19 protein-coding genes, 1 tRNA gene, 1 other RNA gene and 1 pseudogene are annotated in these 23,445 nt (G+C 61.2%); 14 read left to right on the forward strand and 8 right to left on the reverse strand.

Annotation, left to right across the window (positions count from 1 at the left end; translation table 11 throughout):
• Positions 1 to 55 precede the first annotated feature (55 nt).
• Positions 56 to 781, reverse strand: a complete 726-nt coding sequence (phoU, locus tag HMPREF9237_RS08555) for a phosphate signaling complex protein PhoU (protein WP_016443350.1) — start codon at positions 779 to 781, stop codon at positions 56 to 58.
• A 181-nt stretch (positions 782 to 962) separates the two neighbouring features.
• Between phoU and HMPREF9237_RS08560 the strand changes: the two genes are divergently transcribed.
• The 3 genes from HMPREF9237_RS08560 to HMPREF9237_RS08570 all read left to right on the forward strand — a co-directional run bounded on the left by HMPREF9237_RS08560 (position 963) and on the right by HMPREF9237_RS08570 (position 3,513).
• The gene (locus HMPREF9237_RS08560; RefSeq protein WP_039899279.1) at positions 963 to 2,144 is read left to right on the forward strand and encodes a sensor histidine kinase; all 1,182 of its coding nucleotides are present in this window, start codon (positions 963 to 965) and stop codon (positions 2,142 to 2,144) included.
• A gap of 9 nt (positions 2,145 to 2,153) precedes the next feature.
• Entirely contained in the window at positions 2,154 to 2,843 is a 690-nt protein-coding gene (locus HMPREF9237_RS08565; RefSeq protein WP_016443352.1) for a response regulator transcription factor, read from the forward strand.
• Between the two features lie 136 nt (positions 2,844 to 2,979).
• On the forward strand, positions 2,980 to 3,513 hold the full coding sequence (locus tag HMPREF9237_RS08570) for a CarD family transcriptional regulator (RefSeq protein ID WP_016443353.1): 534 nt from the start codon (positions 2,980 to 2,982) through the stop codon (positions 3,511 to 3,513).
• A 929-nt stretch (positions 3,514 to 4,442) separates the two neighbouring features.
• Here the strand turns inward: HMPREF9237_RS08570 and HMPREF9237_RS08575 are convergent.
• On the reverse strand, positions 4,443 to 5,753 hold the full coding sequence (locus tag HMPREF9237_RS08575; protein WP_155876052.1) for an MFS transporter: 1,311 nt from the start codon (positions 5,751 to 5,753) through the stop codon (positions 4,443 to 4,445).
• A 170-nt stretch (positions 5,754 to 5,923) separates the two neighbouring features.
• On the opposite strand from HMPREF9237_RS08575, the gene cysS reads away from it, so the two are divergent.
• Genes cysS through HMPREF9237_RS08595 form a run of 4 tightly spaced genes read left to right on the forward strand, consistent with a single transcriptional unit; the run spans position 5,924 to position 10,546 of the window.
• Positions 5,924 to 7,447 carry a cysteine--tRNA ligase gene (gene cysS / locus HMPREF9237_RS08580; RefSeq protein WP_016443355.1) on the forward strand — a complete coding sequence of 508 codons (1,524 nt, stop codon included), beginning with the start codon at positions 5,924 to 5,926 and terminating at the stop codon, positions 7,445 to 7,447.
• A 7-nt stretch (positions 7,448 to 7,454) separates the two neighbouring features.
• Positions 7,455 to 8,477: a 23S rRNA (guanosine(2251)-2'-O)-methyltransferase RlmB gene (gene rlmB, locus HMPREF9237_RS08585; protein WP_016443356.1), complete on the forward strand. Its 1,023-nt coding sequence runs from the start codon at positions 7,455 to 7,457 to the stop codon at positions 8,475 to 8,477.
• The gene (locus tag HMPREF9237_RS09550; protein WP_016443357.1) at positions 8,449 to 10,005 is read left to right on the forward strand and encodes a hypothetical protein; all 1,557 of its coding nucleotides are present in this window, start codon (positions 8,449 to 8,451) and stop codon (positions 10,003 to 10,005) included. Before rlmB ends, HMPREF9237_RS09550 begins: the two co-directional genes overlap by 29 nt.
• Positions 9,998 to 10,546, forward strand: a complete 549-nt coding sequence (locus tag HMPREF9237_RS08595; protein WP_016443358.1) for an ASCH domain-containing protein — start codon at positions 9,998 to 10,000, stop codon at positions 10,544 to 10,546. The genes HMPREF9237_RS09550 and HMPREF9237_RS08595 overlap by 8 nt, the downstream gene beginning before the upstream one ends.
• A gap of 71 nt (positions 10,547 to 10,617) precedes the next feature.
• Here HMPREF9237_RS08595 and HMPREF9237_RS08600 read toward each other — a convergent pair whose 3' ends face one another.
• On the reverse strand, positions 10,618 to 11,214 hold the full coding sequence (locus tag HMPREF9237_RS08600) for a LytR C-terminal domain-containing protein (RefSeq protein WP_016443359.1): 597 nt from the start codon (positions 11,212 to 11,214) through the stop codon (positions 10,618 to 10,620).
• A 405-nt stretch (positions 11,215 to 11,619) separates the two neighbouring features.
• On the opposite strand from HMPREF9237_RS08600, the gene HMPREF9237_RS08605 reads away from it, so the two are divergent.
• Entirely contained in the window at positions 11,620 to 13,143 is a 1,524-nt protein-coding gene (locus HMPREF9237_RS08605) for a uracil-xanthine permease family protein (protein WP_016443360.1), read from the forward strand.
• A gap of 211 nt (positions 13,144 to 13,354) precedes the next feature.
• Here HMPREF9237_RS08605 and HMPREF9237_RS08610 read toward each other — a convergent pair whose 3' ends face one another.
• Both HMPREF9237_RS08610 and HMPREF9237_RS09775 read right to left on the reverse strand, forming a co-directional pair.
• Positions 13,355 to 13,726 (reverse strand): hypothetical protein, encoded by a 372-nt coding sequence (locus HMPREF9237_RS08610; protein ID WP_016443361.1) that lies wholly within the window; start codon positions 13,724 to 13,726, stop codon positions 13,355 to 13,357.
• Positions 13,723 to 13,920 carry a hypothetical protein gene (locus tag HMPREF9237_RS09775; protein ID WP_016443362.1) on the reverse strand — a complete coding sequence of 66 codons (198 nt, stop codon included), beginning with the start codon at positions 13,918 to 13,920 and terminating at the stop codon, positions 13,723 to 13,725. The genes HMPREF9237_RS08610 and HMPREF9237_RS09775 overlap by 4 nt, the downstream gene beginning before the upstream one ends.
• A 553-nt stretch (positions 13,921 to 14,473) precedes the next feature.
• Between HMPREF9237_RS09775 and HMPREF9237_RS08620 the strand changes: the two genes are divergently transcribed.
• On the forward strand, positions 14,474 to 14,818 hold the full coding sequence (locus tag HMPREF9237_RS08620) for a hypothetical protein (RefSeq protein WP_039899281.1): 345 nt from the start codon (positions 14,474 to 14,476) through the stop codon (positions 14,816 to 14,818).
• Between the two features lie 198 nt (positions 14,819 to 15,016).
• Here the strand turns inward: HMPREF9237_RS08620 and HMPREF9237_RS08625 are convergent.
• From HMPREF9237_RS08625 to HMPREF9237_RS08635, 3 genes are all read right to left on the reverse strand, one after another.
• Positions 15,017 to 15,101, reverse strand: a tRNA-Ser gene (locus HMPREF9237_RS08625).
• Between the two features lie 114 nt (positions 15,102 to 15,215).
• Complete coding sequence (locus tag HMPREF9237_RS08630) at positions 15,216 to 15,812, reverse strand: YbaK/EbsC family protein (protein WP_016443364.1); 597 nt, start codon at positions 15,810 to 15,812, stop codon at positions 15,216 to 15,218.
• 24 nt (positions 15,813 to 15,836) lie between these two features.
• A complete protein-coding gene (locus HMPREF9237_RS08635) occupies positions 15,837 to 16,985 on the reverse strand; it encodes an acyl-CoA dehydrogenase family protein (protein WP_016443365.1) in 1,149 nt (382 codons plus the stop codon).
• Positions 16,986 to 17,150: 165 nt separating this feature from the next.
• Between HMPREF9237_RS08635 and ffs the strand changes: the two genes are divergently transcribed.
• The 5 genes and pseudogenes from ffs to HMPREF9237_RS08655 all read left to right on the forward strand — a co-directional run bounded on the left by ffs (position 17,151) and on the right by HMPREF9237_RS08655 (position 23,404).
• An RNA gene (gene ffs, locus HMPREF9237_RS09375) (signal recognition particle sRNA small type) lies at positions 17,151 to 17,247 on the forward strand.
• A 73-nt stretch (positions 17,248 to 17,320) separates the two neighbouring features.
• Entirely contained in the window at positions 17,321 to 20,086 is a 2,766-nt protein-coding gene (locus HMPREF9237_RS08640; protein ID WP_039899283.1) for a DNA polymerase III subunit gamma and tau, read from the forward strand.
• Positions 20,086 to 20,691 (forward strand): annotated as a pseudogene (gene recR, locus HMPREF9237_RS08645) (recombination mediator RecR); the annotation flags it as partial. The gene HMPREF9237_RS08640 and the pseudogene recR, both read left to right, overlap by 1 nt.
• 395 nt (positions 20,692 to 21,086) lie before the next feature.
• Positions 21,087 to 22,352: an aspartate kinase gene (locus tag HMPREF9237_RS08650; RefSeq protein WP_016443368.1), complete on the forward strand. Its 1,266-nt coding sequence runs from the start codon at positions 21,087 to 21,089 to the stop codon at positions 22,350 to 22,352.
• On the forward strand, positions 22,349 to 23,404 hold the full coding sequence (locus HMPREF9237_RS08655; protein WP_016443369.1) for an aspartate-semialdehyde dehydrogenase: 1,056 nt from the start codon (positions 22,349 to 22,351) through the stop codon (positions 23,402 to 23,404). The genes HMPREF9237_RS08650 and HMPREF9237_RS08655 overlap by 4 nt, the downstream gene beginning before the upstream one ends.
• Positions 23,405 to 23,445 lie beyond the last annotated feature (41 nt).

Here is a 23,445-nt window from a genome sequence, read left to right on the forward strand (position 1 = left end):
CCGGCCGCCTGCCTAGCTGGCACGCGATCCTGGCCGGAGCGGCGGTAGTACTATATTAATCTTCCATATCCCCGGCGGAGAAACCTGCGGGGAAATCGCCACCGAGCATTTCTTCTTCGGTGCCCGGGGTGGATTCCACATCCACGCGCAAGCCGGTGACCAGGAAGTGCATGCGGCGCGCCACGGTGACCCCGTGATCCCCGTAGCGTTCCAGGAAACGGCCCAGCAGCACCACGTCCACGATTTCCTGGTGGCTCATGCCGTTATCTTCGTCGAGAACCAGCTGGAAGGACTGGCGGTGCAGGTCGTCAAGAACTTCATCGCGTTCGTCAATCTCATCGGCGATGGCAAGATCCTGCTTGCGCACGAGCTCTTCCACCTGGCGGCCCACTCGCACGGCCTCATCGGCCATGCGTACGAGCAGGTCATAGCCGGGGCCGCCCACCACGCGTTCGGGGAAACGCCCGCGCGCGATATAGGCAACGTGCCGGGCCAGATCACCCATGCGCTCCAGGGTAATGGCGATGCGCATGGCAGTCACCACGGTCCGCAAATCCGAGGCAACCGGCGCCTGGCGCGCCAGCAGCGAAATAGCCATATCTTCAATCTGACGCTGCAGCTCATCAATATTTGCATCGGCATCGATAACCGATTCCGCCAGGGCCAGGTTGGCGTTCCGCAGCGAATCTGCGGCGTGTTCCATCGCCCGAGCGGCGCTGCGAGCCTGCTTGGCAAGCGTTTCCTCGAGCGTCTTCATTTCGTTGCGGAATTCTTGACGCATTAAAGCTCCTCATTTCTGTGCGCCCGCGGGCGCGTTTGTAGCGCACGGCGGCGCACCACAGGTCTTATTTCAGCAGTATGGGGTTAACACTAGCGGCATATTCCGTAAACAGTAGGTAAATAGCGGGCTTTCGGGGCCGTCGGGCGTGCCAGGCCGCGCTCGGACAGGCTAGTCTGGAACCATGGTTGAAGGAATCGCTGTGCTTGCCGCGGTCTGCGGGGGGATCGCCGTGGGCATTATCGCCTCCCTGGCTTTCGCCTATTCGCAGCGTTCGCTGCGCCCATTGCGGGTAACCGCGCCGGTAGAGCCGGTGGAGGACGCCGTGAAAGTCCTCGAGGCGATTCCGCAATTCTTTGTGCTGGTGTCCGCCCTTGACGTGGTGGAACGGGCCTCTACCCAAGCGTATAGTTTCGGGCTGGTGCGCGATGATCGCCTGGTGCGCCCGGAGTTCATCCAACTGGTGGCGCGGGTGCGCGATACCGGGGAGGTGCTCTCCCGCCCGCTCTCCATTAAACGATCCACGCTGAAAAATCAGAGCGATACCCGCCTGATGGTTTACGCCGCGCCGCTGTCCGGCGGGCGGGTGCTCGTGCTTTTCGAGGACAATACCGAGAAGCTCAAACTGGAAGAAACCCGGCGCGATTTCGTGGCGAATGTTTCCCATGAATTAAAGACCCCGGTGGGGGCAATTTCTTTGCTGGTGGAAACCCTGGAAAGCGCGGCGGATGATCCGGAAGCGGTCCGGCATTTCACCGCCCAGCTAGATACCGAAGTGGTGCGCTTGCGCGGTCTGGTGCAGGATATTATCGAGCTTTCGCGCCTCCAAGAAGGTAATGCCCTCACCACCACGGAACTTGTTGATGTGGATGCGGTGGTAGCCGAATCGGTGGCCCGCATGGATGTGGAAGCCGCTAATCGCGGGGTGAAAATTGTGAGCGGCGGGCAGCCGGGCCTCACGGTTTACGGCGATAGGCGCATGCTCGCCACCGCGGTTCGCAATCTGCTGGATAATGCGGTGCGCTATACCCGGCCGCACGGGCGGGTCTCGGTAGCAACATCGCTGGCGGATGGGCAGGTGCTTATTTCCGTCGTCGACCAAGGAGAGGGAATTGACGCGGCGCAACGCGAACGTATTTTTGAGCGTTTCTACCGCGGGGATGCGGCCCGGGATCGTAATTCCGGCGGCTCCGGGATCGGCCTCGCCATCGTCAAACATGTGGTGCAAGACCACGGCGGGCGCATCAAATTATGGAGCAAGGTAGGCCAGGGCTCCACCTTCACCATCTGCCTACCCGAACCCTATATTCCCGAGGCGGCTCCCAGCCCTGAAACTAATGCGCTTGAGCATTCGGAGAGGAAGTAACAAAACACCATGACCACGATTCTTGTTGTTGATGACGAACCTACCTACCGTGACACCCTCGCATTCAACCTGGGCCGGGACGGTTACGAGGTGGTCACCGCCGCGGATGGTACCGCGGCCCTGGAACAATTCCGGGTGGCGCGCCCCGATGTGGTGCTTCTTGACCTCATGCTTCCGGGCATGTCCGGCGAGGAAGTGTGCCGCCGGATTCGAGCCACCTCGGATGTGCCCATCATTATGCTCACCGCCAAAGATTCCGAAATCGATAAGGTGGTCGGTTTGGAGGTAGGGGCGGATGACTATGTCACCAAGCCCTATTCTTACCGGGAATTGGTGGCGCGGGTGCGGGCGGTGCTGCGCCGGGCGAGTACCGGGGCCGCGGACGACGTGGACGAAGACGTGCTGCGCGTGGGCCGGGTAGAAATGGATACCGATAAGCACGAAGTGTATGTGGGCGGAGAACTCATCAGTATGCCGCTGCGGGAATTCGAGCTGCTTGAACTCTTCTTGCGTAATCCGGATCGGGTGCTTACCCGTCCCCAGATTCTTGACCGTATCTGGGGTTTGGATTATATGGGTGATACCAAGACCCTGGATGTGCACGTCAAGCGGATTCGCTCGAAGATTGAGGTGGATCCTTCCGCGCCCACCGCGCTGGTTACGGTGCGTGGGCTCGGTTATAAGCTGGTTTCTGAATAGCGAAGCTGTGGCCCGCACCGCAGCCCTTTGTGGCTTGCAGCGCAAAAAAGATCAGAGACTACACCGTCAATGGTAAAATGTCTATCGGATATGCGCATATTGCGCGAACGCGCAGCGGAGAAAGGGTTCTGATTCAATGCCGTTCAAGGTCGGAGAAACCGTTATTTACCCGCATCACGGGGCAGCGGAAATTACTGATATTTCGGACAAGATTATCAGGGGTGAAAAGCGCACCTACCTCACGCTTAACGTCATGCAGGGCGATATGGTCATTCAGGTTCCGGCCGAATCCATCGAGGAAGTTGGGGTCCGCGATGTCTCCAACGAAGATCAGCTTGAAGTGGTGTTCCGGGTTCTGCGCGAACAGGATGTGGAAGAACCTTCCAATTGGAGCCGGCGTTTCAAGGCGAATACCGAAAAGCTCACCTCGGGAGATGTTAATAAGGTAGCCGAAGTGGTGCGTGACCTCACGCGCCGGGATACGGATCGTCACCTCTCCGCGGGGGAGAAGCGGATGCTCCAGCGCGCCCGCCAGATCCTCTGCTCGGAAATTGCCCTCGCCCGCGAATTGAGCGAAGAAGAAGCCGGTGAACTCCTCGATGAGATCCTGGCCGAAGGTAACGAGGGCCGGGAAAGTAGCTCGGAAGAAGGTGCCGCGGCGTCCGCCTAGTCCTCCTGAGATGCGTGGTGTCTTCGTTTCACGGTGCACGCTCGTTTTGAAGCACAGGCACGTTTTGAGATTCGTGTGAATAAAGCGGTCCGGGAAGGCTCCCGGGCCGCTTCACGCATTAAAGTTCGACGACGCTGCCAGCTGGCCCGAGGTACCTCGGGCCAGAAAAACGAGTCGCTCATGGCGGGCTGTCCGCAGCTCGCAACAGGGTGCACATCTACGCACCATTTTGGCCCGATTTCTGCTCTGAGTTTGCACTACGCGCCCCCGACCGTCCGGAATTTGCACTTTGTGACCGCTGCTTACACCAGCGTGGTCTCAGCACCCGGTGATCACGAACAGAGTGGTACTGGAGCTACGGTCAAAGCACGGTTTCCTGTCGTGCAGTACCATTCTGTGCAGTCCGATGTTCTCTAGTACCACTTTGGCGCCACGTCGTGGAGCTGGACGCCAGCCCAACCCAACCCGATCTAGCATCCGTCTCGCTAAGTACGTTCCCGTCCCGGCCCACCGAGCCGGCACCAAGCCAACCCTGAGATACAAAGTGGGCATAACAGCACCGTTTTCACCGGGGATTGGGTTCCTTACGCCCACTGTGCAGGTTCGCCTGTCCAGAATGCCCACTTCGAGGAAGTGAGCGACCAGGCCGGCTAACAAAATGTACATGGGTGACAGTTTTTCCCTGTTTTATTGTCAGGGACGTACATTCTGCGCACCCAACGGTCCAAAATGCACGTTGTGCAGCCTCGGCGCTTGAGAACGACTCACTCCACCTGCGCCGCGCCGGCGGGAGGCGGGTGTGTTTTTCCGAGGTGTACTTCGCATGTACGACAAATACACTACAGGTCTGAAAACATATAGTGCCCCGCTGGGACTGCGGTGGCTCGCCGCAGATGAGCGCCGGGCTTCTCCGGCGGCCGATGCCAGAGTTATCGCCGCCCGGCGCGCAGCGAACCGTAGAAAGCGGCCAGCCCCACCGCGAGCACCGCAATAATCCCCAGAATGCCGTAGTGGGCCGCGGCATCCCCACTCACCCCGGCGAGTGCACCGAAGCTCATAATCGCAGCCGAATAAAGCGCCGGGGTGAGGAAAGAAACCGCGCGGCCGGTGGTGGCATAAAGGCCAAAAAGCTCGCCGCTATTCTCCCGGCCGGCGCGGCGCGCCAGATAGGTACGCGAAGAGCTCTGGACCGGCCCCACGAAAATGCACAGTAGGGAGCCGAAGACCCAGAAGAGGGATTTTCCGGCGTCGTGCATAAAGAACAACACACAGCCGCACGCGATCATGAGGGTGAGCGATATTAAAATAACGCGGCGCGCGCCGATAATATCTTCCAACCACCCGAAAGCAATGGTCGCAACCCCCGCAATCACGTTCGCCGCGATGCCGAAAATCATGACTTCACCGGGCGTGAAACCAAAAACGCGGGCCGCGAGCACCCCGCCGAAGGCGAAGACGCCAGCCAGACCGTCGCGGTAAATCGCGGAAGAAATCAGGAACCAGAACGTGGAGCGATCCGCGTGCCACAGCCGCGCAATAGAGCGGAAAATAGCCCGGTAGGCGGCGATAACGCCGCGGGATTGTTCCCCGTGCGGAGCTTCGTCACGTGAGAGCACCATAAGTGGGGCGGAAAAAATCAGCGTCCACAGCGCACAGGCGATCATACACACGCGAATGTTCATACCGTTCGCGCTCGTCACCCCGAACCAGCCGGTATCCGGGCTGATGAAACCAATGAAAAGGATGAGGAGCAGCACGATACCGCCCACGTACCCCATGCCCCAACCGAAACCGGAGATACGGCCCAGGGTGGCTGGCGTGGAAATATCGGTGACCATCGCGTTGTAGACCACCGAACCGATCTCGAAAACAATATTGCCGATGGCCAGCAGCACCACCCCGAGCCACAGGTAGGAAGGCGAGGGTGCCACAAAGAACAGCAGCGCCATGCACACAATGGTGACGAGGGTGGTGAGGGTAAGGAGGGAATTTTTCTTTCCTGACCGGTCCGCCCATTGCCCCACCGCCGGGGCGACAAGTGCCACGAGCAGCCCGGCGAGCGCCAAGCCCCAGCCGATCAAGGCATTGGCCTGGGACCCGAAGAATTTTTCATTGGACAGATACGGGGTGAAAACGAAGGTCGTGACGACGGCGTTAAAAGCTGCCGAACCCCAGTCCCACAGCGCCCACGGGAAAACCCGGCGGTTGAAAAGAACGGAACGCGCGGAAGTGTTATGCATGGCTTCATCGTAGGCCAGGAGGGTAACGAGGCGTTGAACGGCGCTCGCGGGGAAGTAGTACAGGCATGGGTACGACGGCGCAGCTTCGGCCACCAGGCAGTAGCACGGCCCGGGTACACCAGCAGAGGAAGGGCGCTGCCTGGCCGGCAGGGAGCGGGTAAACTGGCTACGTGAGCTTCAAGATCTATGATTCGTCAGCCCGTGCCGTCCGGGATTTCGTTCCCCTGGAACCCGGGAAGGTCAGTGTGTACCTGTGCGGCGCAACGGTGCAGGGGTCCCCGCATATCGGGCATATTCGCTCCGCTCTGGCCTTCGATGTGCTGGTGCGGTGGCTGCGCCGCTGCGGTAATGAGGTGCGCCTGGTGCGCAACGTTACCGATATTGACGATAAGATCCTCGATAAGTCGGCGCAGGCCGGTGCTCCGTGGTGGGCATGGGCCTACCGTTTCGAAAAGGAATTCAGCGCCGCCTACCGTACCCTCGGCATCCTGGATCCCACGTATGAGCCGCGCGCTACCGGGCACATTCCCCAGATGATCACGCTTATTCAGGAGATTATCGATGCCGGCCACGCTTATGTGGGCAAGCCCGGCAATGTGTATTTCGACGTCGCATCGCTACCCGATTACGGTTCCCTCACCCGCCAAAAGCTTGAAAATATGGTGGTGGATGAGGAAGGTGGGGAAGCCGATAAGCGCAATCCGCACGATTTCGCGCTGTGGAAGGCCCCCAAGCCGGGCGAACCGGAAAGCGCGGCCTGGGATACTCCCTGGGGGCGCGGGCGGCCGGGCTGGCACCTGGAGTGCACCGCGATGTCCACCCACTACCTGGGTAAGGAATTTGATATTCACGGCGGTGGGATCGATTTGCGTTTCCCGCACCATGAAAATGAGCAGGCGCAAGCCCACGCTGCCGGGCGGAATTTCGCGCGGTACTGGATGCATAACGCCTGGGTGACCGTTAATGGCGAAAAAATAAGTAAGTCGCTGGGGAATGTCGTCTCGTTGGAGGATGTTACCGCGCAGGTATCCCCGGCGGTGGTGCGTTTCGCGCTGGGAACGGTCCACTACCGCTCCACCGTAGACTACTCGCCGCAAAACCTGGCGGAAGCCGGGGCGGTGTGGGAGCGCCTGGCCGGATTCGTGGAACGCTCGGTGGCTGCCACTGAAGAAGTACCGGCGGAAGAAATCGCGGCGGTGGGTCCGGCGGATCTACCTGAAGCATTCGTGCGGGCTCTCGATGATGATCTCAATGTCTCGAGTGGGCTGGCGGCGATCCATGAGGAGGTACGCCGCGGGAACGCCGCGCTCGCGGAGCGGGACAGCGCCGGAGTGCGCGCCGCCCAGGTGCGGGTGCGGGCCATGCTCGATGTGCTCGGGCTGGATCCCCTGGCTGCCCCTTGGCGTAATTCCAGTGGCGCTGACAAAGCAACCGCGCGGGCGCTGGGCGCCGTCGTCGATACCATGCTGGCGGAACGCGCGGCCGCGCGCGCCGCGAAAGACTGGGCTCGGGCCGATGCGCTCCGCGATGCTTTGCACGCGGCCGGCATCGCGGTGGAAGATTCGGCGGACGGCGCGCACTGGCACCTAGAAAACGCGCAAAAAACCGCCACCGCGGCGAAGGCTCCCGCCACCGGCACGGAAAAGTCCGCCACCAACGTAGAAGAATCCGCCACCGGCGCGGAAGAAAAGTAGGAGAAATATGGGAGACGGACGCACCCGGCGCCCCAAGGGCAAGAAGCGCGCCACGGTCGGCTCGGGCGGGAATAATCGCCGGCGCCTGGAAGGCAAGGGCCCCACCCCGAAAGCGGAGGAACGGGTCTACCACAAGGCCTATAAAGAAAAGCAGGTCCGCGATGCCCGCAAGGCGCAAGCCGAAGCGCGCGAACGCTCCAGCCTTAAGCTGCGCCGTGACTTGCATACCGCGGCCGGCCACGAACTGATTTGCGGGCGCAACCCGGTGCGCGAAGCGGTGCGGGCCGGCGTGCCTCTGACAAGGGTCTTTATGCAGACTTCCGCGGTGGGTGACGAGCGCCTGGCGGAGCTGGTGGCTCAGGCCACCGCGTTGGGTGCCCCGCTGGTGGAGGTTTCCCACGGGGAGCTCGACCGGATGACGGAGAACGCCGTGCACCAGGGCGTGGCTATTGAAGTGCCGCCCTATGAGTACGCGGATGCGATTGAAGAAGCACGCGCGGCCCTGGAGCGCCACGAAGCGGGCGGGCCGCTCCCACTTTTCGTGGCTCTCGATTCGGTAACCGACCCGCATAATCTGGGGGCGGTGCTGCGCAGCGCGGCGGCTTTCAACGCGGATGCGGTCATCGTGCCGGAGCGCCGCGCGGCCGGCGTGAATGCCACGGTGTGGAAGGTGTCGGCCGGGGCGGTGTCGATTGTACCGACGGCGCGGGTAACGAACCTGGCGTCCACGCTCGACGAACTGAAGAAAATGGGATATTTCGTGGTCGGTTTGGACGGCGGCGGCTCCACCACCGTGGAGAATCTCAGCCTGGCAGATACTCCGCTGGTGCTGGTGACCGGCTCGGAAGGGCGCGGGCTGGCGCGGCTCATTCGTGATAAATGCGATGCGATTGCCTCAATTCCGATCGCTGCGCGCATGGAGTCGCTCAACGCCGCGGTCGCCACGGGAATTTCGCTCTACCAGGTTGATCGGATCCGGGCAAGGATGAACGGAGGGGACAATGTATCAGTGGAGGCCGGTTCGCGGTGAGGTGCAGCGGCTCGACCAGAGCCTGACCAGCCCCGCCCAGCTTGAAGATTTCTTCGCGCGCGAAGGCGTGGTGGTTCGTGGGGATCACGACGGCGATATTTTCCGTTTTGAGATTGCGGTGACCGGCAAGCGGCGCCGCGTGGCCACGATCCGGAGCGTCCTGGAGGCGGCCGAGGCGGAAGGCGACACCGCGGATCCCGGCGCTTCCGGTGCTGCGGGTGTGCCCGGCGTTCCTACGTCCGGTGCGCAGTCTGGAACGCGGTCTGGAGCGGATGAGGCAGACGCGGAGGGCGCAGAGCATCCCGGCAACGAGCGTTCCGGAACGGGTGTGGATATTGGGAACACACAGGAGGAACCCGGTATCGTTCCCGGCCTCAACCTCGCGGATTTCGCCCAAAAAATGGATCACGAACTGCGCAAAATCCACATTGAAGTGGATGGTTACGTGGTGTACCCGAATATTGATTTGGGTGAAGTGGATGTCACGGAAGCTGATCTCGCGTACGCGGACGCGCATTTTCATAACGACGCCGCCGCCGCTCCCGCGGCGGATCCGGCCGCGGGAGAAGTTGGCGGGGATGCGCCGGTCTCTGATTCCCCGCTGCTGCCCGGTGGCGAAGGAAAAATACCGACCATGCACAACGGGCCTATGGTGGCGATTTCGGATGTGCCTTTTGCGCGGGTGCCGGGTCTGGCGGCGCGGATCAAAAAACCGGTGGCTGTTTTCGAGCATGGGAACGCCAATGTTATGGTGGCCGATGTGCCCCTGGCCCGCGACGCAGAGATCGGGCGGCGGCCCGAATTCGTGATCGTGCTCTCCACTGCCGGGGCGGCGCCGAGCTGGCGCAACCCGGTCTTGGTCATCCGGCAGAACTCCGGTATTACCTATTGGAAATGGCTGGATACCCTCCAGGACCTCCCGCACGTGGAAGCCGATAGCGCAGCTGCGGCTTTCTCCCGGGAAGAGCTGGGAGCGGGTGCGCGGGTGCGGCGTATCCTTGATGATTTCCCGGAGGTAGATGCCGGGGATCTGACCGAGGCACTGACCGCCCCGGTATCCGAAGCAGTGCCGCGTTTCCTCGAGGTGCTAGGCCTGCCGGCAGCTGTGGGCGAAGTATTACGCGGCGAGCGGGAAGCCGCGGATATTCCGGAGGCTACCGTTTTCACGCCGCAGGCTTTCCCGGAGCGCATGAAAGCATCCCTAGCGTATGAGGTATCCGGCTACGGTTCCGCCCCGGCTGGGATGTGGAAAGTATATCGGCGTCTCTACCTGGATCATCCACGGCTGTTGGAGATTATTTCTTCCGCTCAGGCCGGCCTGGGCTTGGCGATGGTTATCGCCGGAGCGCGGCGCTGGAATAAACGCGGGTATCGCGCGCTGACCATTGCGGGTGGGGCCCTGGGCGCTAATGCCCTGGTGCGCATTCTTACCACCCAATGGCTTAACGCTGCCCTGGAGGCCGAAGGCCTCAACCCGGGTGCTGCCACACAACCATTCGCACCGGCCGAGGAGGATACCCATGAGTGAGAACACCCAGGTGGAAGGCTTCCTCGAAGCTTTTTGGGCCCGTGCGGTCACCCGTGGGAAAATCAACCCGCTCGAGGTCATCACGGGTGGCGAATCGATTTCCGCTTTCCGGCCCCCGGCATTTAGTTTCGGCCTCAGCTCCGAAGAAGCCACCGAGATTGCCGAACTCATTGTGGCGGGGAGGAAAACTGCGACGTCGAGCTGGGCGGATAGTTACCGCGCCGAAGATGTGCCACTTCCCGAAAAAGGCGATTTAGCGATTGTGCTGGATGGGGCGGAACGCCCGCGTGCCCTTATTCGCACCGATAGCGTGGAGGTCATGCCTTTCCCGGAGGTGAACGCAGTTATCGCGCGGGCCGAAGGCGAAGGGGACGGCAGTTTGGAGAGCTGGCGGGCTACCCACGCGGAGTTTTTCCGAGCGGAAGCGGCAGCTGCCGGGCTGGAATTTAATCCGGCAGGTGATGTCGTAGTCGAACGCTTTACCGTGCTGTACTCAGACCGCGATGATCACCTCGGGCCGGGCGCGGTGGCTGGAAAGTAGCCGGTTGCACGCAGCTAGGCTAGCGCCAGGCACAAGCTGGCCGAGAACCGTGGGTGGCTAAAGCTTGCCGCCTATTTCCGTGCCTCGCTGACAGGCACGCAACTGTCCGGGGAAGTGAGTTGTCCGTCGGTAAGCTGGGCAGCGGCATCTTCCGGGCTGCGCAGCGCATCGAATTTCTCCCCCAGGATCACCGTGACCGTTTGGCCCGTGGTGTCATTAGAAAATCCCACCACCGAATCGGGAATGTACGTGGCTAAGGTGTAGGCAGCAGCCAGCCCATCGGGTCCGGCCTGCACAATAGCACCGTATTTATCCACACCGGCTGGCCAGTTCGCCGTCGTTCCTACGGTGACCCCCATTTCCGCGAGGTTATGCGCAACTTCCGCCGCGAGTCCGCTCGAGGATGTGGAGTTATACACATTCGCGTTAATTTTCGAGAGCTCCAGCGGCGCGGTGGGGGCGCTCAGGCAGGGAATGGTGACTTCATCGGGATCCGGATCGGCGGCGAATTCCTTATTGATCGGGGAAGGAATAATGCCGAGCCAGATGAGCAGGCAGAGGGCAAAAACAATCGCGAGCGCCCCGGACACGATGCTGAACACCACGGTCTGGCGCTGCTGGATCTTACGACGGTAGGCCTCGCGGGGCCCAAGATGCTGCTGGGTCACGGTTTAACGCTAGTTCACCAGACCTAAAAAAGCAGCTGCGCGCGCTGGGAGATAGCCCGCATTGCCGTGCGCGTGAGTGTGTTTGCGCAGGTGCTGGCATGGCAGCCAGCGGCCTAGGTGCGTGGGCTGCTCGTGTGTATGCTCATGCAGGCATTGTGACACATCCCATCTCCTCTTGTTTAGGTAGTGTTTACCTAGTTTTTGAGCGGTAGCGGCGTCGTCGCCCCTGTGAAGCGAGTCGCGCAGGACTTGCAGCGACCGCAAAAAGCCATACACTAATTCAGGTTCAAACGAGTGTGGGCGGGCCGGTCGCCACGCGGTACCCCGGTCGCCACTGCGAGATTGCGAACCCATTCCTTCTGATGTGCGGGTAAGCCCGCGCGAAGAGCAACGAGGAGAGCATTCATGGCACAAGTATGGAAACTTCACGGCGACGGTGTGCGCATCGCGCCGGGTGAGGTGGTTCAACCGGACGAACGGCTGGGGTGGCCAGCCACAATCGGCATTGGAATGCAGCACGTTGTTGCAATGTTTGGCGCAACGTTCCTCGTTCCCCTACTAACGGGTTTCGATCCTTCGACGACATTGTTCTTCACGGGATGCGGAACCCTTCTTTTTATCCTTATTACCGCCGGAAAATTGCCCAGTTACCTGGGCTCTTCTTTTGCCCTCATTGCGCCCATCGGTGCGGTGACCGGCTACACCCAGGGCGGCGGTCCCATTGATTCGCACGGGATGGCGCTCGCCCAGGGTGGCATTATTTCGACAGGTGCGGCCCTGCTGGTAGTCGGCCTCATTGTGATGGTCTTCGGTGCGGGGTGGATCGATAAGCTCATGCCCCCGGTGGTGACCGGCACGATCGTGGCACTCATCGGCTTCAACCTGGCTCCCGCTGCCTGGAATAACGTCAAGGCCGCGCCGGTGACCGCGGTGGTGACCATCGTGGCGGTACTCGCGGTGACGGTTCTCTTCAAGGGCATTATCGGGCGTCTCTCCATTTTGATCGGTGTGATTATCGGTTATGTATGCGCCTGCATCCGCGGGGAAGTGGACTTCAGCGCGATTGGCGATGCCAGCTGGGTGGGTGTCCCCACTTTCCACGCCCCGGCTTTCGATGTGTCCACCCTCGGGCTGTTCGTCCCGGTGGTGCTGGTGCTGATTGCGGAGAACGTGGGTCACGTGAAGTCGGTGTCCGCGATGACCGGCCGCAATCTGGACGGCGTGACCGGCCGGGCGCTGTTCGCTGACGGCCTGTCGACCGTTTTCGCCGGTGCGGGCGGGGGCTCGGGTACCACGACGTACGCGGAAAACATCGGAGTGATGGCCGCGACTCGCGTCTACTCCACCGCGGCCTACATTGTGGCGGCGGTGAGCGCCTTGCTGCTGTCCATGTTCCCGAAGTTCGGCGTGGTCGTTGCAACGATTCCTCCCGGGGTGCTGGGTGGCGCGGCCACAATCCTCTACGGCATGATCGGGATGCTTGGGGTGCGTATCTGGGTGCAGAACCGCGTGGACTTCTCCGATCCGGTCAATCTCAATACCGCCGCGGTGGCGATGGTGGTTGCGATTGCGAACTACACCTGGGCGGTGGGGGATATGGTCTTCGAAGGAATCGCGCTCGGTTCCTTCGGTGCCATTATTATCTACCACTGCATGCGCGCGGTTTCGCGCCTGCGCGGTACGTCCCTCGAACCGGCGACGCCGGCCTCGGCCCCCGCGGGTGCGGAGCTTGCGGAAGGTCACCTGGAACGGTCCTGGGATGTTCAGCCCGATGGGAAGCTGGCGCGCACGCCGGCGAGCCAGCGGGTGCAGAGCACACCGGAGCTTGCGGAGCGCGCGGGCGGTGCCGCAGGTGCGGATAACGTGAGCGGTGCGGACGTTTCGCGCGATGCTTTGCGCGGTGCGGAGGGCACGCACGCTAGCAACTAGCGGCATCTTCTAGTACGACGGCGCAGCTAGGCGGCCCGGACTTTCGCTCACGATGTGGCGAGCCGGGGCGGCGGTTGGGCCGGCCTCAAAAAATAAATGGATGCACGCGGGGCGGGAAGCTGAAGAAGCTTCCCGCCCCGCAGTGGTTATGGGATAAGCATCGCACAACACGCTACTCAAAGCGTGGGTGCCCGGTGGTATTTCGTGGTTCCTAGGCTGTTTGTAGAATCTTGGAAATACGCCCGGGTGAAAGCTCCATAATCTCTGCAACTTCACGGACGGTCATACCCGAAGATCGCAAGCTGGCAGCGGCTTCTCGCGTAGCTTGCGATGCACGTGCCTGAAGTTCGTGAGCTTGCCGGGATAGTTTCTTGGCCTGAGCAATAGTTTCAGCGGTTGAGCCAACGTCTATGACTAAATCGAATCCGTGGTTTTCAATATTAAGAAGATTGAGCGCATCGGCGACGATATCGCTAATTTCGTCGAGTCTACGGGCTTGGGAATGGTAAATTTCCCCGTTTACTGTAAGTTCGAGCCCCCACCATCCGTGGTCGCGGAAGGCTCTCACGTGCGTCCTGCTCATAGTCCTAGTCCTTTCCTGAACTTACGGATTGTGGCCTTTGCGGTTTCCTCTGGAATGTCGCGGTGGCGCCCCACGATGTCGCTTACGTTGCCGATGGTAACGCGCGTGTGGCGAGTGCCTTCGGTGGTTACGAGCGTATGGCCGGTCTGTTTCGCGATTTTCTTGAGCTCGTTCAAGAGGCGGGCCCGTTTCATAACGAATAGTTTACCCCTGTAAACATGCTTCGTCTATAGGGGTAAACGGATTGGGTTTTTCCTTCCGACTCTTACCGGAGTTGTGGCACCTGGCAAGTTCGCCGGCCTTGGTTTTCGTTCGCATGGTTCCCTCGGATTTCTTCCAAACGCGGTTGGACATTCCTACTGTGCCAATGGCTGTTAATTTGTGTACGAGAGGTGTGAGGATTTCCAAGTCGTGCTGTGCGGGAAGTGCTGTAGTCTCAAGATGCTCAGCAGTCACACGTGTCTCGGCGGGGGTGCTATGTCTTTTCGGAGCTGTACTGCATTTGTTGTACGCGCGCAGTACATCTCGGAAAAACAACCCTTGCCCTGCTGGCGGCCGGGAAGATCGGGATGTTTAGAACCTCGGCCTGTTAGTGTTTAGTGGCTAAATTCGTAGGTGTGAAGGTGGGAGAAATCAACAAACGCATCGAAATGTTAGCGACGGTTGAAAAGTAACTCGCACCAATGCTCGGGGAAAGGGGGGCTCACAAAATGGAAACCTACCGTATGACTGTAACCGGGGAGGAGGGTGACTGGTTTGGTCAAGGGGTTGAATATCCCGAAGCTCTCGACTTTGCTCCCACCCTCAAAAAAACTCTGCAAGGGAATGACCGACGCGATCATCCTCGCCGCAGACCTACCAGACGACGCCACATTCAACATCCAGCTAGAAGCCGGCGAAGGCTTAAGTTCGGAAATTGGAACGGCATTCGCAATCGCTAAGAAGCGGCTCGAACTCCAAACTGAACAGGCCCGTCTGCAAGAAGCATCCTTGCGTTCGATTCATGCTTTGCGGGAGGAAGGATACTCTACGCGGGATATCGCGTCCGCTCTCGGCATTACTGCGGGGCTCGTCAGCCAGCTTGCTGCTTAGCTTTGGGGGTACTGCTTTGTACCCCGAACGGGTACCCCTGAATGTACCCCCAAGGCACCCATAAATACCCCTCGAGGCCGGTGAACAACGGCAACCGGGGGAGTGTTCAGCGCCTCGCTGGACCCCGATTTTTCGGCGGTCTATCAACAAAAACTAGGCCCTCAAGCCGATTTCTCGACCTGAGGGCTAGGTCACACGCGGAGGATGGGGGATTCGAACCCCCGAGGGCTTGCACCCAACACGCTTTCCAAGCGTGCGCCATAGGCCACTAGGCGAATCCTCCAGGGCAGTTTTAAACTGCCTGTACAGCTTAGCGTAGATTCGGGGGTGAGCACCACTCAGCTCAATGAGGTGATGCCCACGTTATTCGATCGCCAGTTAGTCCGATCACCGATTGTTACTCAATTGCCAAGTTGTTCAACACGTGTGCACCGGGCAGCTGCGCGAGCAGCGCTCCCGGCACCACGAGCTTCGAGCGGCGTAGCCCCGAGCCAATAAGAGCCGTCCCGGCAGCCACCCGCGCGTCAATAAGGAGATTCCATGCCTGCGGAACTCCAACTGGGGAAATCCCGCCGTACTCCATACCCGAAGCTTCCACCGCCAACTCGGTAGGCCAGAATGAAGCCTTGCGAACGTTGAGGAATTTCTTCACCACGTGGTTCACATCCGCGCGGGTAGTTGCCCGCACCACGCAGGCAGCCACCCGTTCCTCACCTTCACGCTTGCCGGCCACCAGCACGCAATTACATGACACCGCCAAATCGAGCTCGTAATGCTCAGTCATCGGTTCGGTGTCCGCGAAGTCCGGGTCAATCTCTGTGACCAGAGCTTGCGCTGCGAGCTCAGGATGGCTCTGTGCAATGGTCTGTAGCCCCTGCGCCACCGGCGCAGCCAGCAAATCCAGATGTTCAAGCGCGGGCTGCCAGGGAAGCTCACCGAGCAGCGTGCGATCCACGTTCGCGCTGTAAGAAACTTCGGGTACGGATTCACTCATACATAGACTCCTTGATTTCTGGGGCTAGTTCTCCTTACGCGTGACGGGCCCGAGCACCAGGCTTGCCCAGGAACCGTGGAGGGATTCCTGGTCGGAAGGCTGGAAAAGTCCGGCCAGCACATCGCGGTAGAGCCGCGAAAGTTCATGACCCGCGTAGTATGAGCTTCCTCCGCAGGCGCGGATGCATTCTTCCACGGTGCGCAGCGACGCTTCCGCCGCCACATTCTTGGCCGCGGAGAAACGCGGGTATTCATCCGCCCCGCCCAGCTCCCCGCTGTCAATATGCGCGGCCAATTCGCGTAGCTGCGGACCCACCGCGTTCATTGTGAGCGCGGCTTCGGCAATACGCCAGCGAATATCGGGATCATTTGCGTAAACATCATTGTGGAGGACCGAGCGGCGCTTCTTAACATGTTCCACCGCAACCTCAATGGCGCGCTCGCCAATGCCCTGATAGGTAGCACCGAGGAGAATCTCAAAATTGGAGAAGATGCCGTAAACAACCGGTTCCTTATTCGGGCCCGGCGCCACGATCCCCAGCACGTTTTCATCGCGAAGTAGCGCGCCGTCCAAAACCGTGGAATTGGATTGGGTGGCCCGCATCCCGAGGGTGTTCCAATCATCCTTGATGGCGAAGCCGCCGTCGCCCCGTTCAACCAGGCCGAAAACGTCACGCACCCCGGAGTCATCCTTGAGCGCGCCGAAAGTCATGAGGTAATCCCACGCGGGCGCGAGGGACGTGAAAACCTTGGTGCCGTACAGCCGGTACCCCGCCTCATCGCGTTCGGCCCGGGTGAGCGAACCGAAAAGCACCAGGTCATTACCAGGTTCAGAAATGCCGAAAGCGAAGAGCTTACCGGCCGCGGCTTCGCGCAGGATCTTTTCCCCAGCGGCCACGCCGTTGCGCACCAGGTGGCGGCCGAGCCCCACAATAATCTGGTGCATATTAATGCCCAGCGCGGTGGCCGGAGCGTACTTCGCCAAACGGGTCTGTTCCGCGCAAATTTCAACCAGGCTCAAGCCGGCCCCGCCGTATTCCTTCGGGACGAAAGCGCCGTAGTAGCCGGCCTGCTTCAAATCTTCGTAGTCTTCACGCGGGAATTCATTGGCGGCATCCACCGCCGCCGCCCGCGAGCGCAGTGTTTCCAGTAGATCTTCGGTAAGGAAAGCCATTGATTCTCCCTGTTGTTGTGGACGACGGCGATACTCCCGCCATCGCGGGGACCGCCCACTCACGCTAGAGAGTGTACCGCGGGCCTCCGACACAAAAAATGGTGAAAACGAAGCCGGGTGATCTCTCTGTGTTTTGTTTTCCCCGTGAACTCGTTTAGACTGGCACCTGACTCCCCACGTGGCGTCATCTTGCAAAACTCCCCCAGGGCCGGAAGGCAGCAAGGGTATGCGGGCTCTGGCGGGTGCGTGGGGCGTCTTGTATCCGCCGTGTATCCACAGGTTTTTCGCGCGCGTGATTCGTGTCGTAGGTACCCCGTAGACTGATACTCGTGAGCATGGCATTGTATCGGCGGTATCGCCCGGAGCGTTTTCAAGATGTTATCGGCCAGGAGCAGGTAACTCGTCCCCTCATGGCTGCGTTGCGCGGGGAGCGTACGGTGCACGCTTATCTCTTCTCTGGCCCGCGCGGGTGCGGGAAAACCACCTCGGCGCGCATCCTCGCCCGCTGCTTGAATTGCGCGCAGGCGCCCACGGATACGCCGTGCGGGGAATGTGCCTCGTGCCGGGAGCTGGCGGGGGATGGCCCCGGTTCTCTGGACGTGGTGGAAATGGACGCGGCCAGCCACGGCGGGGTTGATGATGCCCGTGACCTGGTTGAACGCGCGGCTTTTGCCCCTAGCCGGGATCGCTACAAGATTTTCATTATTGACGAAGCCCATATGGTCACCACTCAGGGTTTTAACGCTCTGCTCAAACTTGTGGAGGAACCTCCGGCTCATATCAAGTTCATTTTCGCCACCACGGAGCCGGAAAAAGTTATCGGTACCATCCGCTCGCGTACTCATCATTATCCGTTCCGCCTGGTTTCCCCGGCGCGGATGGAGGAATACCTCTCGCAGATCTGCGCGGAGGAAAGCATTACCCCGGAACCGGGGGTGCTCGGATTGGTGGTGCGGGCAGGCGGGGGATCGGTGCGTGATTCCCTGTCGGTTCTGGACCAGCTCATGGGCGGTTCGGAAACGTCCACGCTGTCCTATTCTCAGGCTGTCGCGCTGCTGGGTTATACGGATAGTGGCTTGCTGGATCGCGCGGTCAACGCTATTGCCGAAAGTTCGGGAAGCCAGCTCTTCGGCGTCGTCGAAGAACTTATCGGTGCCGGGCATGAACCGCGCCGTTTCGTGGAAGATCTGCTCCAGCGCCTGCGCGATCTAATCGTCATCGATTTGGCGGGGGAGGCCGCGGCGGATGCTCTGGGCGAATTACCGCAGGATCAGCTGGCCGCTATGCGCACCCAGGCGCAGGCCTTGGGTGCGGCGCGCGCTACCGAAAGCGCTGAGCGTGCGAACGAGGCTCTCTCCGCGATGGTCGGCGCTACCTCGCCGCGTTTGCAGCTGGAATTGCTCTGTGCTCGGCTTTTGCTTCCCGGCAGTAGCGCAGCGGAGCTGTCCGGTAGTTCTTTCGGTGGCGCAGCGGGGGAGAGTACTGCGGCGCGGCCGGTTACTGGACCCGCGGCAAGTGGCGGAAACGCGCGGAAATCGCCACAGGATATTGCGCGGGAAAAGGCGCGGGCAGCAGCCGCAGCGGCCGCAGCGCAGCGCGGGGCCTCGGTGCTTTCGGGGTCTCCTAGCGTTCCGTCCGTTTCCGCGCCGCAGCCTGCTACTTCTGTTTCGGTGCAGAACGACGCCGCAGCTCCCGCCCCGTCCGCTCCGCAACAAGCCACGGAATCACCCGCGTCGCCAGCTGCCGATCGGCCTGTGGAGCGGCCCGTGGAACAGCATGCTCCACGAGTGGAAGAACGCTCGGCTCAGCAGGCTGTTCAGCCAGCCGGTGAACCAGCGGCGCGGCAACCGCTCGAAGGTAGCGTTGAGCAGGTTCCAAGTCCGGAAGGATCGGAGCCGGATCACGCTGCGGAGCTCACAGCTAGGTGGGCGGAGGTGACGTCCTCCGGGCGTTTCGCCCAAGCGATTTTCTCCGGGCCTACTCGGGTGCTCGGCTCGCGGGGAAGCCAGGTCGCCCTGGAATTTTCTTCAGAGAAGGTCCTCGGCGCCCTTCAAGATCCGCGGAATGTGGAGCGTTTGAGCGCACATCTTTCGCATTTCACCTCGGTTCCCGTCACCGTGCGGGTCATTGCTGCCGCGGCAAAGAAGGCCGATGCTCCGGGGCAATCGGGCAACGCGGCCGCGGCGGAAGCCACCCAATCGCCAGCGGCAACTCAGCCGCGCCCAAGCGGTCCCGATGGCGGTGGTGCCCACCCAAAAGCTAATGCCGCCACCGCGGCGGCCACTCCCGCTTCCCCGGGCTCTGGCGCTGCATCCGCGCGGCCGGAAACTGCCAACAGTGCCGGTAAAGCAGTCGGGGATGATGAATGGCCCGAACCCGAAGAGCTTTCCGATCCGGATGACGCGGAATACTACCCGCCTAGCCGGCAAACTGCCGCGCCCCGTTCGGCTAGTTCGGGTCCGGTGAGTTCCGGCGGGGCTAGTGCAGGCGCGAGTCGCCCCGGGGGCGATAATGCCGGCGTAGCTAACTCCGGCCGGGAGATTCCGTTCTATCTCCAGAACATGCCCATGCCCCAACCCTTCGCCGGCCCGGGTGATACACCGGTATCCCTGGGAAACCCGGCATCGGGAGCCAGCCAGCCAGCCGCGGGGCAGCCAGCCGCACCTGAGTCCGCGCAAGATTTCCATATCCCGCGTCCGCCGCAGCGCACCCAGGAAATCCCTACCTATGACGCCCGGGAACACCTACGTCAGCTCCGCCACGGAGCTGCGGGTGGCAAAGTACCCGTGGGTAGCACGCCCGGCGGTAGCGCAGCCGCCGGCATCGAGCCCACTGTCAATACTCCCACTATGTCGGCCAGCCCCGCGCAAGCCGGTCCGAACAGCGGGTACCGTCCGAATGGCTCGAATGGCTCGAATGGCTCGAATAGCCCGCATAATGGCGCACCACAGCCGGGGGTGGGGTATCCTACTGAGGAGGATGATGTCTCCTTGGACGATCCCACAATCGAGCAGAGCAATGTGGTCGGGCTGCACGTTGTGGTGGAAATGCTCTCGGGAACCATTGTTGAAGAAATTGATACCGCGCAAGGAGGAATGTAGTGGCGGGGGTGTATGACGGCGCCGTGCAAGAGCTCATTGATGAGCTCGGGCGTCTGCCGGGCATCGGCCCGAAGAGCGCCCAACGCATCGCCTTCCACCTCCTCGAACAAGAAGAACCCGAAGTGCGGGCGCTCGCGGAAGCCATGCTCCGGGTCAAGGAACGCGTCCACTTCTGCCAGATCTGCGGCAACGTCACCGAAACCGATATCTGTTCACTGTGCTCAGATACCCGGCGTAGTGATGCCGTGATCTGCGTCGTCGAAGAAGCTAAAGACATTATGGTCATCGAACGCACCCGCGAATACCGCGGGCGCTACCACGTTCTGGGCGGATCCATTAACCCTATCCAAGGTATCGGCCCGGAAGACCTGCGCATCCGCGAACTCCTCACCCGCCTCCAAGATGGCCGCGTCACCGAAGTTATTATCGCCACCGATCCCAATATTGAAGGCGATGCCACAGCGGCCTACCTCATTCGTCTCCTCACCCCCATCGGTATCGCGCTCTCCCGTCTCGCCTCCGGACTCCCGGTTGGCGGAGACCTCGAATACGCTGACGAAATCACACTCTCGCGTGCCTTCGAAGGCCGCACCCGCATTACCAGCGGCACAACCGCGAACACCGCGGCCACTACCGGCATAGAAACCAGCATCACCACCGCGGGTGTCACCGGCACAGAAACCGTCACCACGAGTACCACACTGGAAACCACCGGCACGGGCACCACAAACATGCCCGGCACGGGTATGACAGACACGGGACGAATGCCCTCGGTGGTTCCGGGCACCACGCCTTCCGCCCCAGTCGCGGAAACGCACGGCGAGCACAACTAAGCAGCTCAGCTCCGGGATCACCGTAAAGCACAGCGTCCAGCCCAAATGCGGCGCCCCATCAGGCAGCCAAGCAGGAGAACAATCTCACCTGAAAATATCGGAAAGCCCCGCGGGTGGCTACGCGCTTCCAGTTACCATTAATACGTCTCGGAAAAATAGGAGTTAATGTGGCACTCATCGTGCAGAAGTTCGGGGGATCCTCAGTCGCCGATCCTGCCGGACTCAGACGAGTGGCGAAACGAATTGCCCAGACCAGCAAAGCCGGAAACAAAGTCGTTGTTGTGGTTTCCGCCATGGGAGATACCACCGATAATCTCTTGGACCTCGCCCACAACGTCACCGATAACCCGCCCGCGCGGGAGCTCGATATTCTCCTCACCGCGGGGGAACGCATTTCCATGGCCCTGCTCGCCATGGCCGTCAATGACGAAGGCGTCGTCGCCCGCGCATTCACCGGCCAGCAAGCCGGCCTCCACACCGATGCCCGTTACGGCAATGCCTCCATCACCGGGATCGTTCCCGAACGTATTTTCCGGACCGTGCAAGACGGTGCCGTCGCCATTATTGCCGGATTCCAAGGCGTGAACGATACCAATGACGTGACCACCCTCGGGCGGGGTGGCTCCGACACCACCGCCGTGGCCTTCGCTGCCGCCCTCGGCGCAGACGTGTGTGAAATCTACACGGATGTGGATGGTGTTCTCTCCGCGGACCCCCGGATCGTTCCCGCTGCTAGCCAACGCCGCGAACTCAGCTACGAAGAAACGCTAGAATTAGCGGCACACGGAGCGAAAGTGCTCCACCTGCGGGCAGTGGAATTCGCCCGGAAATTCAATGTGGCCTTGCACGTACGATCATCATTCTCCGAGAACGAAGGGACGTGGATAGTGGAAGAAACCGCGAAACAGGGCGGATATGAAGACGCCGTCGTCGTCGGAGTGGCACACGACCGCAACCAAGGGAAAATTTCGGTCACCGGCGTGCCCAACCTTCCCGGATCCGCCGCGAAAATCTTCTCCTGCGTGGCCGAAGCGGACTGCAATATTGACATGATCGTGCAGAACACTGCGCTCACCCGCGTGGGCCTGAGCAATATTTCCTTCACGGTTCCCCGCGATCAGGTGGATCTCGCCGTCGCCGCGCTGCGCGCCAACCAGACCGAATTCGGTTTTGAAGACATCGCTGTCACCTCCGAAATCGGTATCCTCTCCATCGTGGGTGCGGGAATGCGCTCCCATAGTGGCGTGTCCTCCAAACTTTTCAAGACACTGGGGGACAACGGCGTCAATGTGGATATGATCAGCACCTCGGAGATCCGCATTTCCGTGGTGGTGGACCCGAATGTGCTGGACGCGGCCGCCCGCGCGGTCCACACCGCCTTCGGGCTGGACGCCAGCGAAGAAGCAATCGTATACGGAGGGACAGGTCGATGAGCATCACCTTGGCAGTAGTGGGAGCAACCGGGCAGGTCGGGCGGGTTATGCGCGCCCTGCTGGAAGAACGCCAGGTTCCGGTGGATCGGGTGCGTTTCTTTGCGACGGCGCGCTCAGCCGGCACCGAACTTCCTTTCCGGGGCGAAAACATCGTGGTGGAAGATATTGCCACCGCTGACCTGGCCGGCATCGATATTGCGGTATTTTCCGCCGGTGGGGATGCCTCGCGCACCTACGCGCCGAAGTTCGTGGAGGCAGGTGCCGTCGTCGTTGATAATTCTTCCGCGTGGCGTCGCGACCCGGAGGTGCCGCTCGTTGTCTCCGAAGTGAATCCGCAAGATATCGCGCGCCGCCCCAAGGGCATTATCGCCAACCCGAATTGCACCACCATGGCTGCCATGCCGATTCTCAAACCGCTGCACGATGCGTACGGCCTTACTCGCCTTATTGCTTCGTCCTACCAGGCGGTGTCCGGTTCCGGGGTGCGGGGCGTGCACGAGCTGACCACCGGGGTGCGCGCCGCGCTGGGCGGGGATGTGGAAGCCCTCGCCCTGGACGGGCACGCTATTGAGTTGCCCAATCCTGAGGTCTACCGGGCGCCCATCGCTTTCAACGCGGTCGCCTTTGCCGGGAATCTCGCTGAGGATGGCAGCGGCGAAACCGACGAAGAACAAAAACTACGCAACGAATCACGCAAAATTCTGGGTATCCCGGATCTCGCGGTGGCGGGAACGTGCGTCCGTGTGCCGGTATATACCGCGCACGGGATGTCAGTCAACGCGGAGTTTGAGAGGGAGGTCGACGTCGCAGCCGCTATCCAGCTGCTCGAAGCAGCCCCCGGCGTTGCGGTGGTTGATCTGCCTAATCCCCTGGATGCAGCCGGGAAGGACGCCTGCTTCGTGGGCCGCATCCGGCGTGATCCTTCGGTGCCGGGCGGGCGCGGGCTGGCCTTCTTCTGCGTGGCCGATAACCTGCGCAAGGGCGCGGCCCTCAATACCATCCAGCTGGCTGAGCTGGTCATCAAGGAGCTCACGGAGAACAGCGCGGCCTAGCGCCTAGGCGCGGCACCGGTGCGCCTAGCTCGCGGCACCGG

Origin of the sequence: Actinotignum schaalii FB123-CNA-2, from assembly GCF_000411135.1 — a bacterium.
GTDB lineage: Bacteria > Actinomycetota > Actinomycetes > Actinomycetales > Actinomycetaceae > Actinotignum > Actinotignum schaalii_A.

Coding starts and splice junctions, on each gene's coding strand:
- HMPREF9237_RS08630 (WP_016443364.1), bottom strand. CDS start 15,812: ATGAGTGAATCCGTACCCGAAGTTTCTTACAGCGCGAACGTGGATCGC.
- HMPREF9237_RS09775 (WP_016443362.1), bottom strand. CDS start 13,920: ATGAAACGGGCCCGCCTCTTGAACGAGCTCAAGAAAATCGCGAAACAG.
- HMPREF9237_RS08565 (WP_016443352.1), top strand. CDS start 2,154: ATGACCACGATTCTTGTTGTTGATGACGAACCTACCTACCGTGACACC.
- HMPREF9237_RS08640 (WP_039899283.1), top strand. CDS start 17,321: ATGGCATTGTATCGGCGGTATCGCCCGGAGCGTTTTCAAGATGTTATC.
- HMPREF9237_RS08595 (WP_016443358.1), top strand. CDS start 9,998: ATGAGTGAGAACACCCAGGTGGAAGGCTTCCTCGAAGCTTTTTGGGCC.
- rlmB (WP_016443356.1), top strand. CDS start 7,455: ATGGGAGACGGACGCACCCGGCGCCCCAAGGGCAAGAAGCGCGCCACG.
- HMPREF9237_RS08655 (WP_016443369.1), top strand. CDS start 22,349: ATGAGCATCACCTTGGCAGTAGTGGGAGCAACCGGGCAGGTCGGGCGG.
- HMPREF9237_RS08610 (WP_016443361.1), bottom strand. CDS start 13,726: ATGAGCAGGACGCACGTGAGAGCCTTCCGCGACCACGGATGGTGGGGG.
- HMPREF9237_RS08570 (WP_016443353.1), top strand. CDS start 2,980: ATGCCGTTCAAGGTCGGAGAAACCGTTATTTACCCGCATCACGGGGCA.
- HMPREF9237_RS08635 (WP_016443365.1), bottom strand. CDS start 16,985: ATGGCTTTCCTTACCGAAGATCTACTGGAAACACTGCGCTCGCGGGCG.
- HMPREF9237_RS08560 (WP_039899279.1), top strand. CDS start 963: ATGGTTGAAGGAATCGCTGTGCTTGCCGCGGTCTGCGGGGGGATCGCC.
- phoU (WP_016443350.1), bottom strand. CDS start 781: ATGCGTCAAGAATTCCGCAACGAAATGAAGACGCTCGAGGAAACGCTT.
- HMPREF9237_RS08575 (WP_155876052.1), bottom strand. CDS start 5,753: ATGCATAACACTTCCGCGCGTTCCGTTCTTTTCAACCGCCGGGTTTTC.
- HMPREF9237_RS09550 (WP_016443357.1), top strand. CDS start 8,449: ATGTATCAGTGGAGGCCGGTTCGCGGTGAGGTGCAGCGGCTCGACCAG.
- HMPREF9237_RS08605 (WP_016443360.1), top strand. CDS start 11,620: ATGGCACAAGTATGGAAACTTCACGGCGACGGTGTGCGCATCGCGCCG.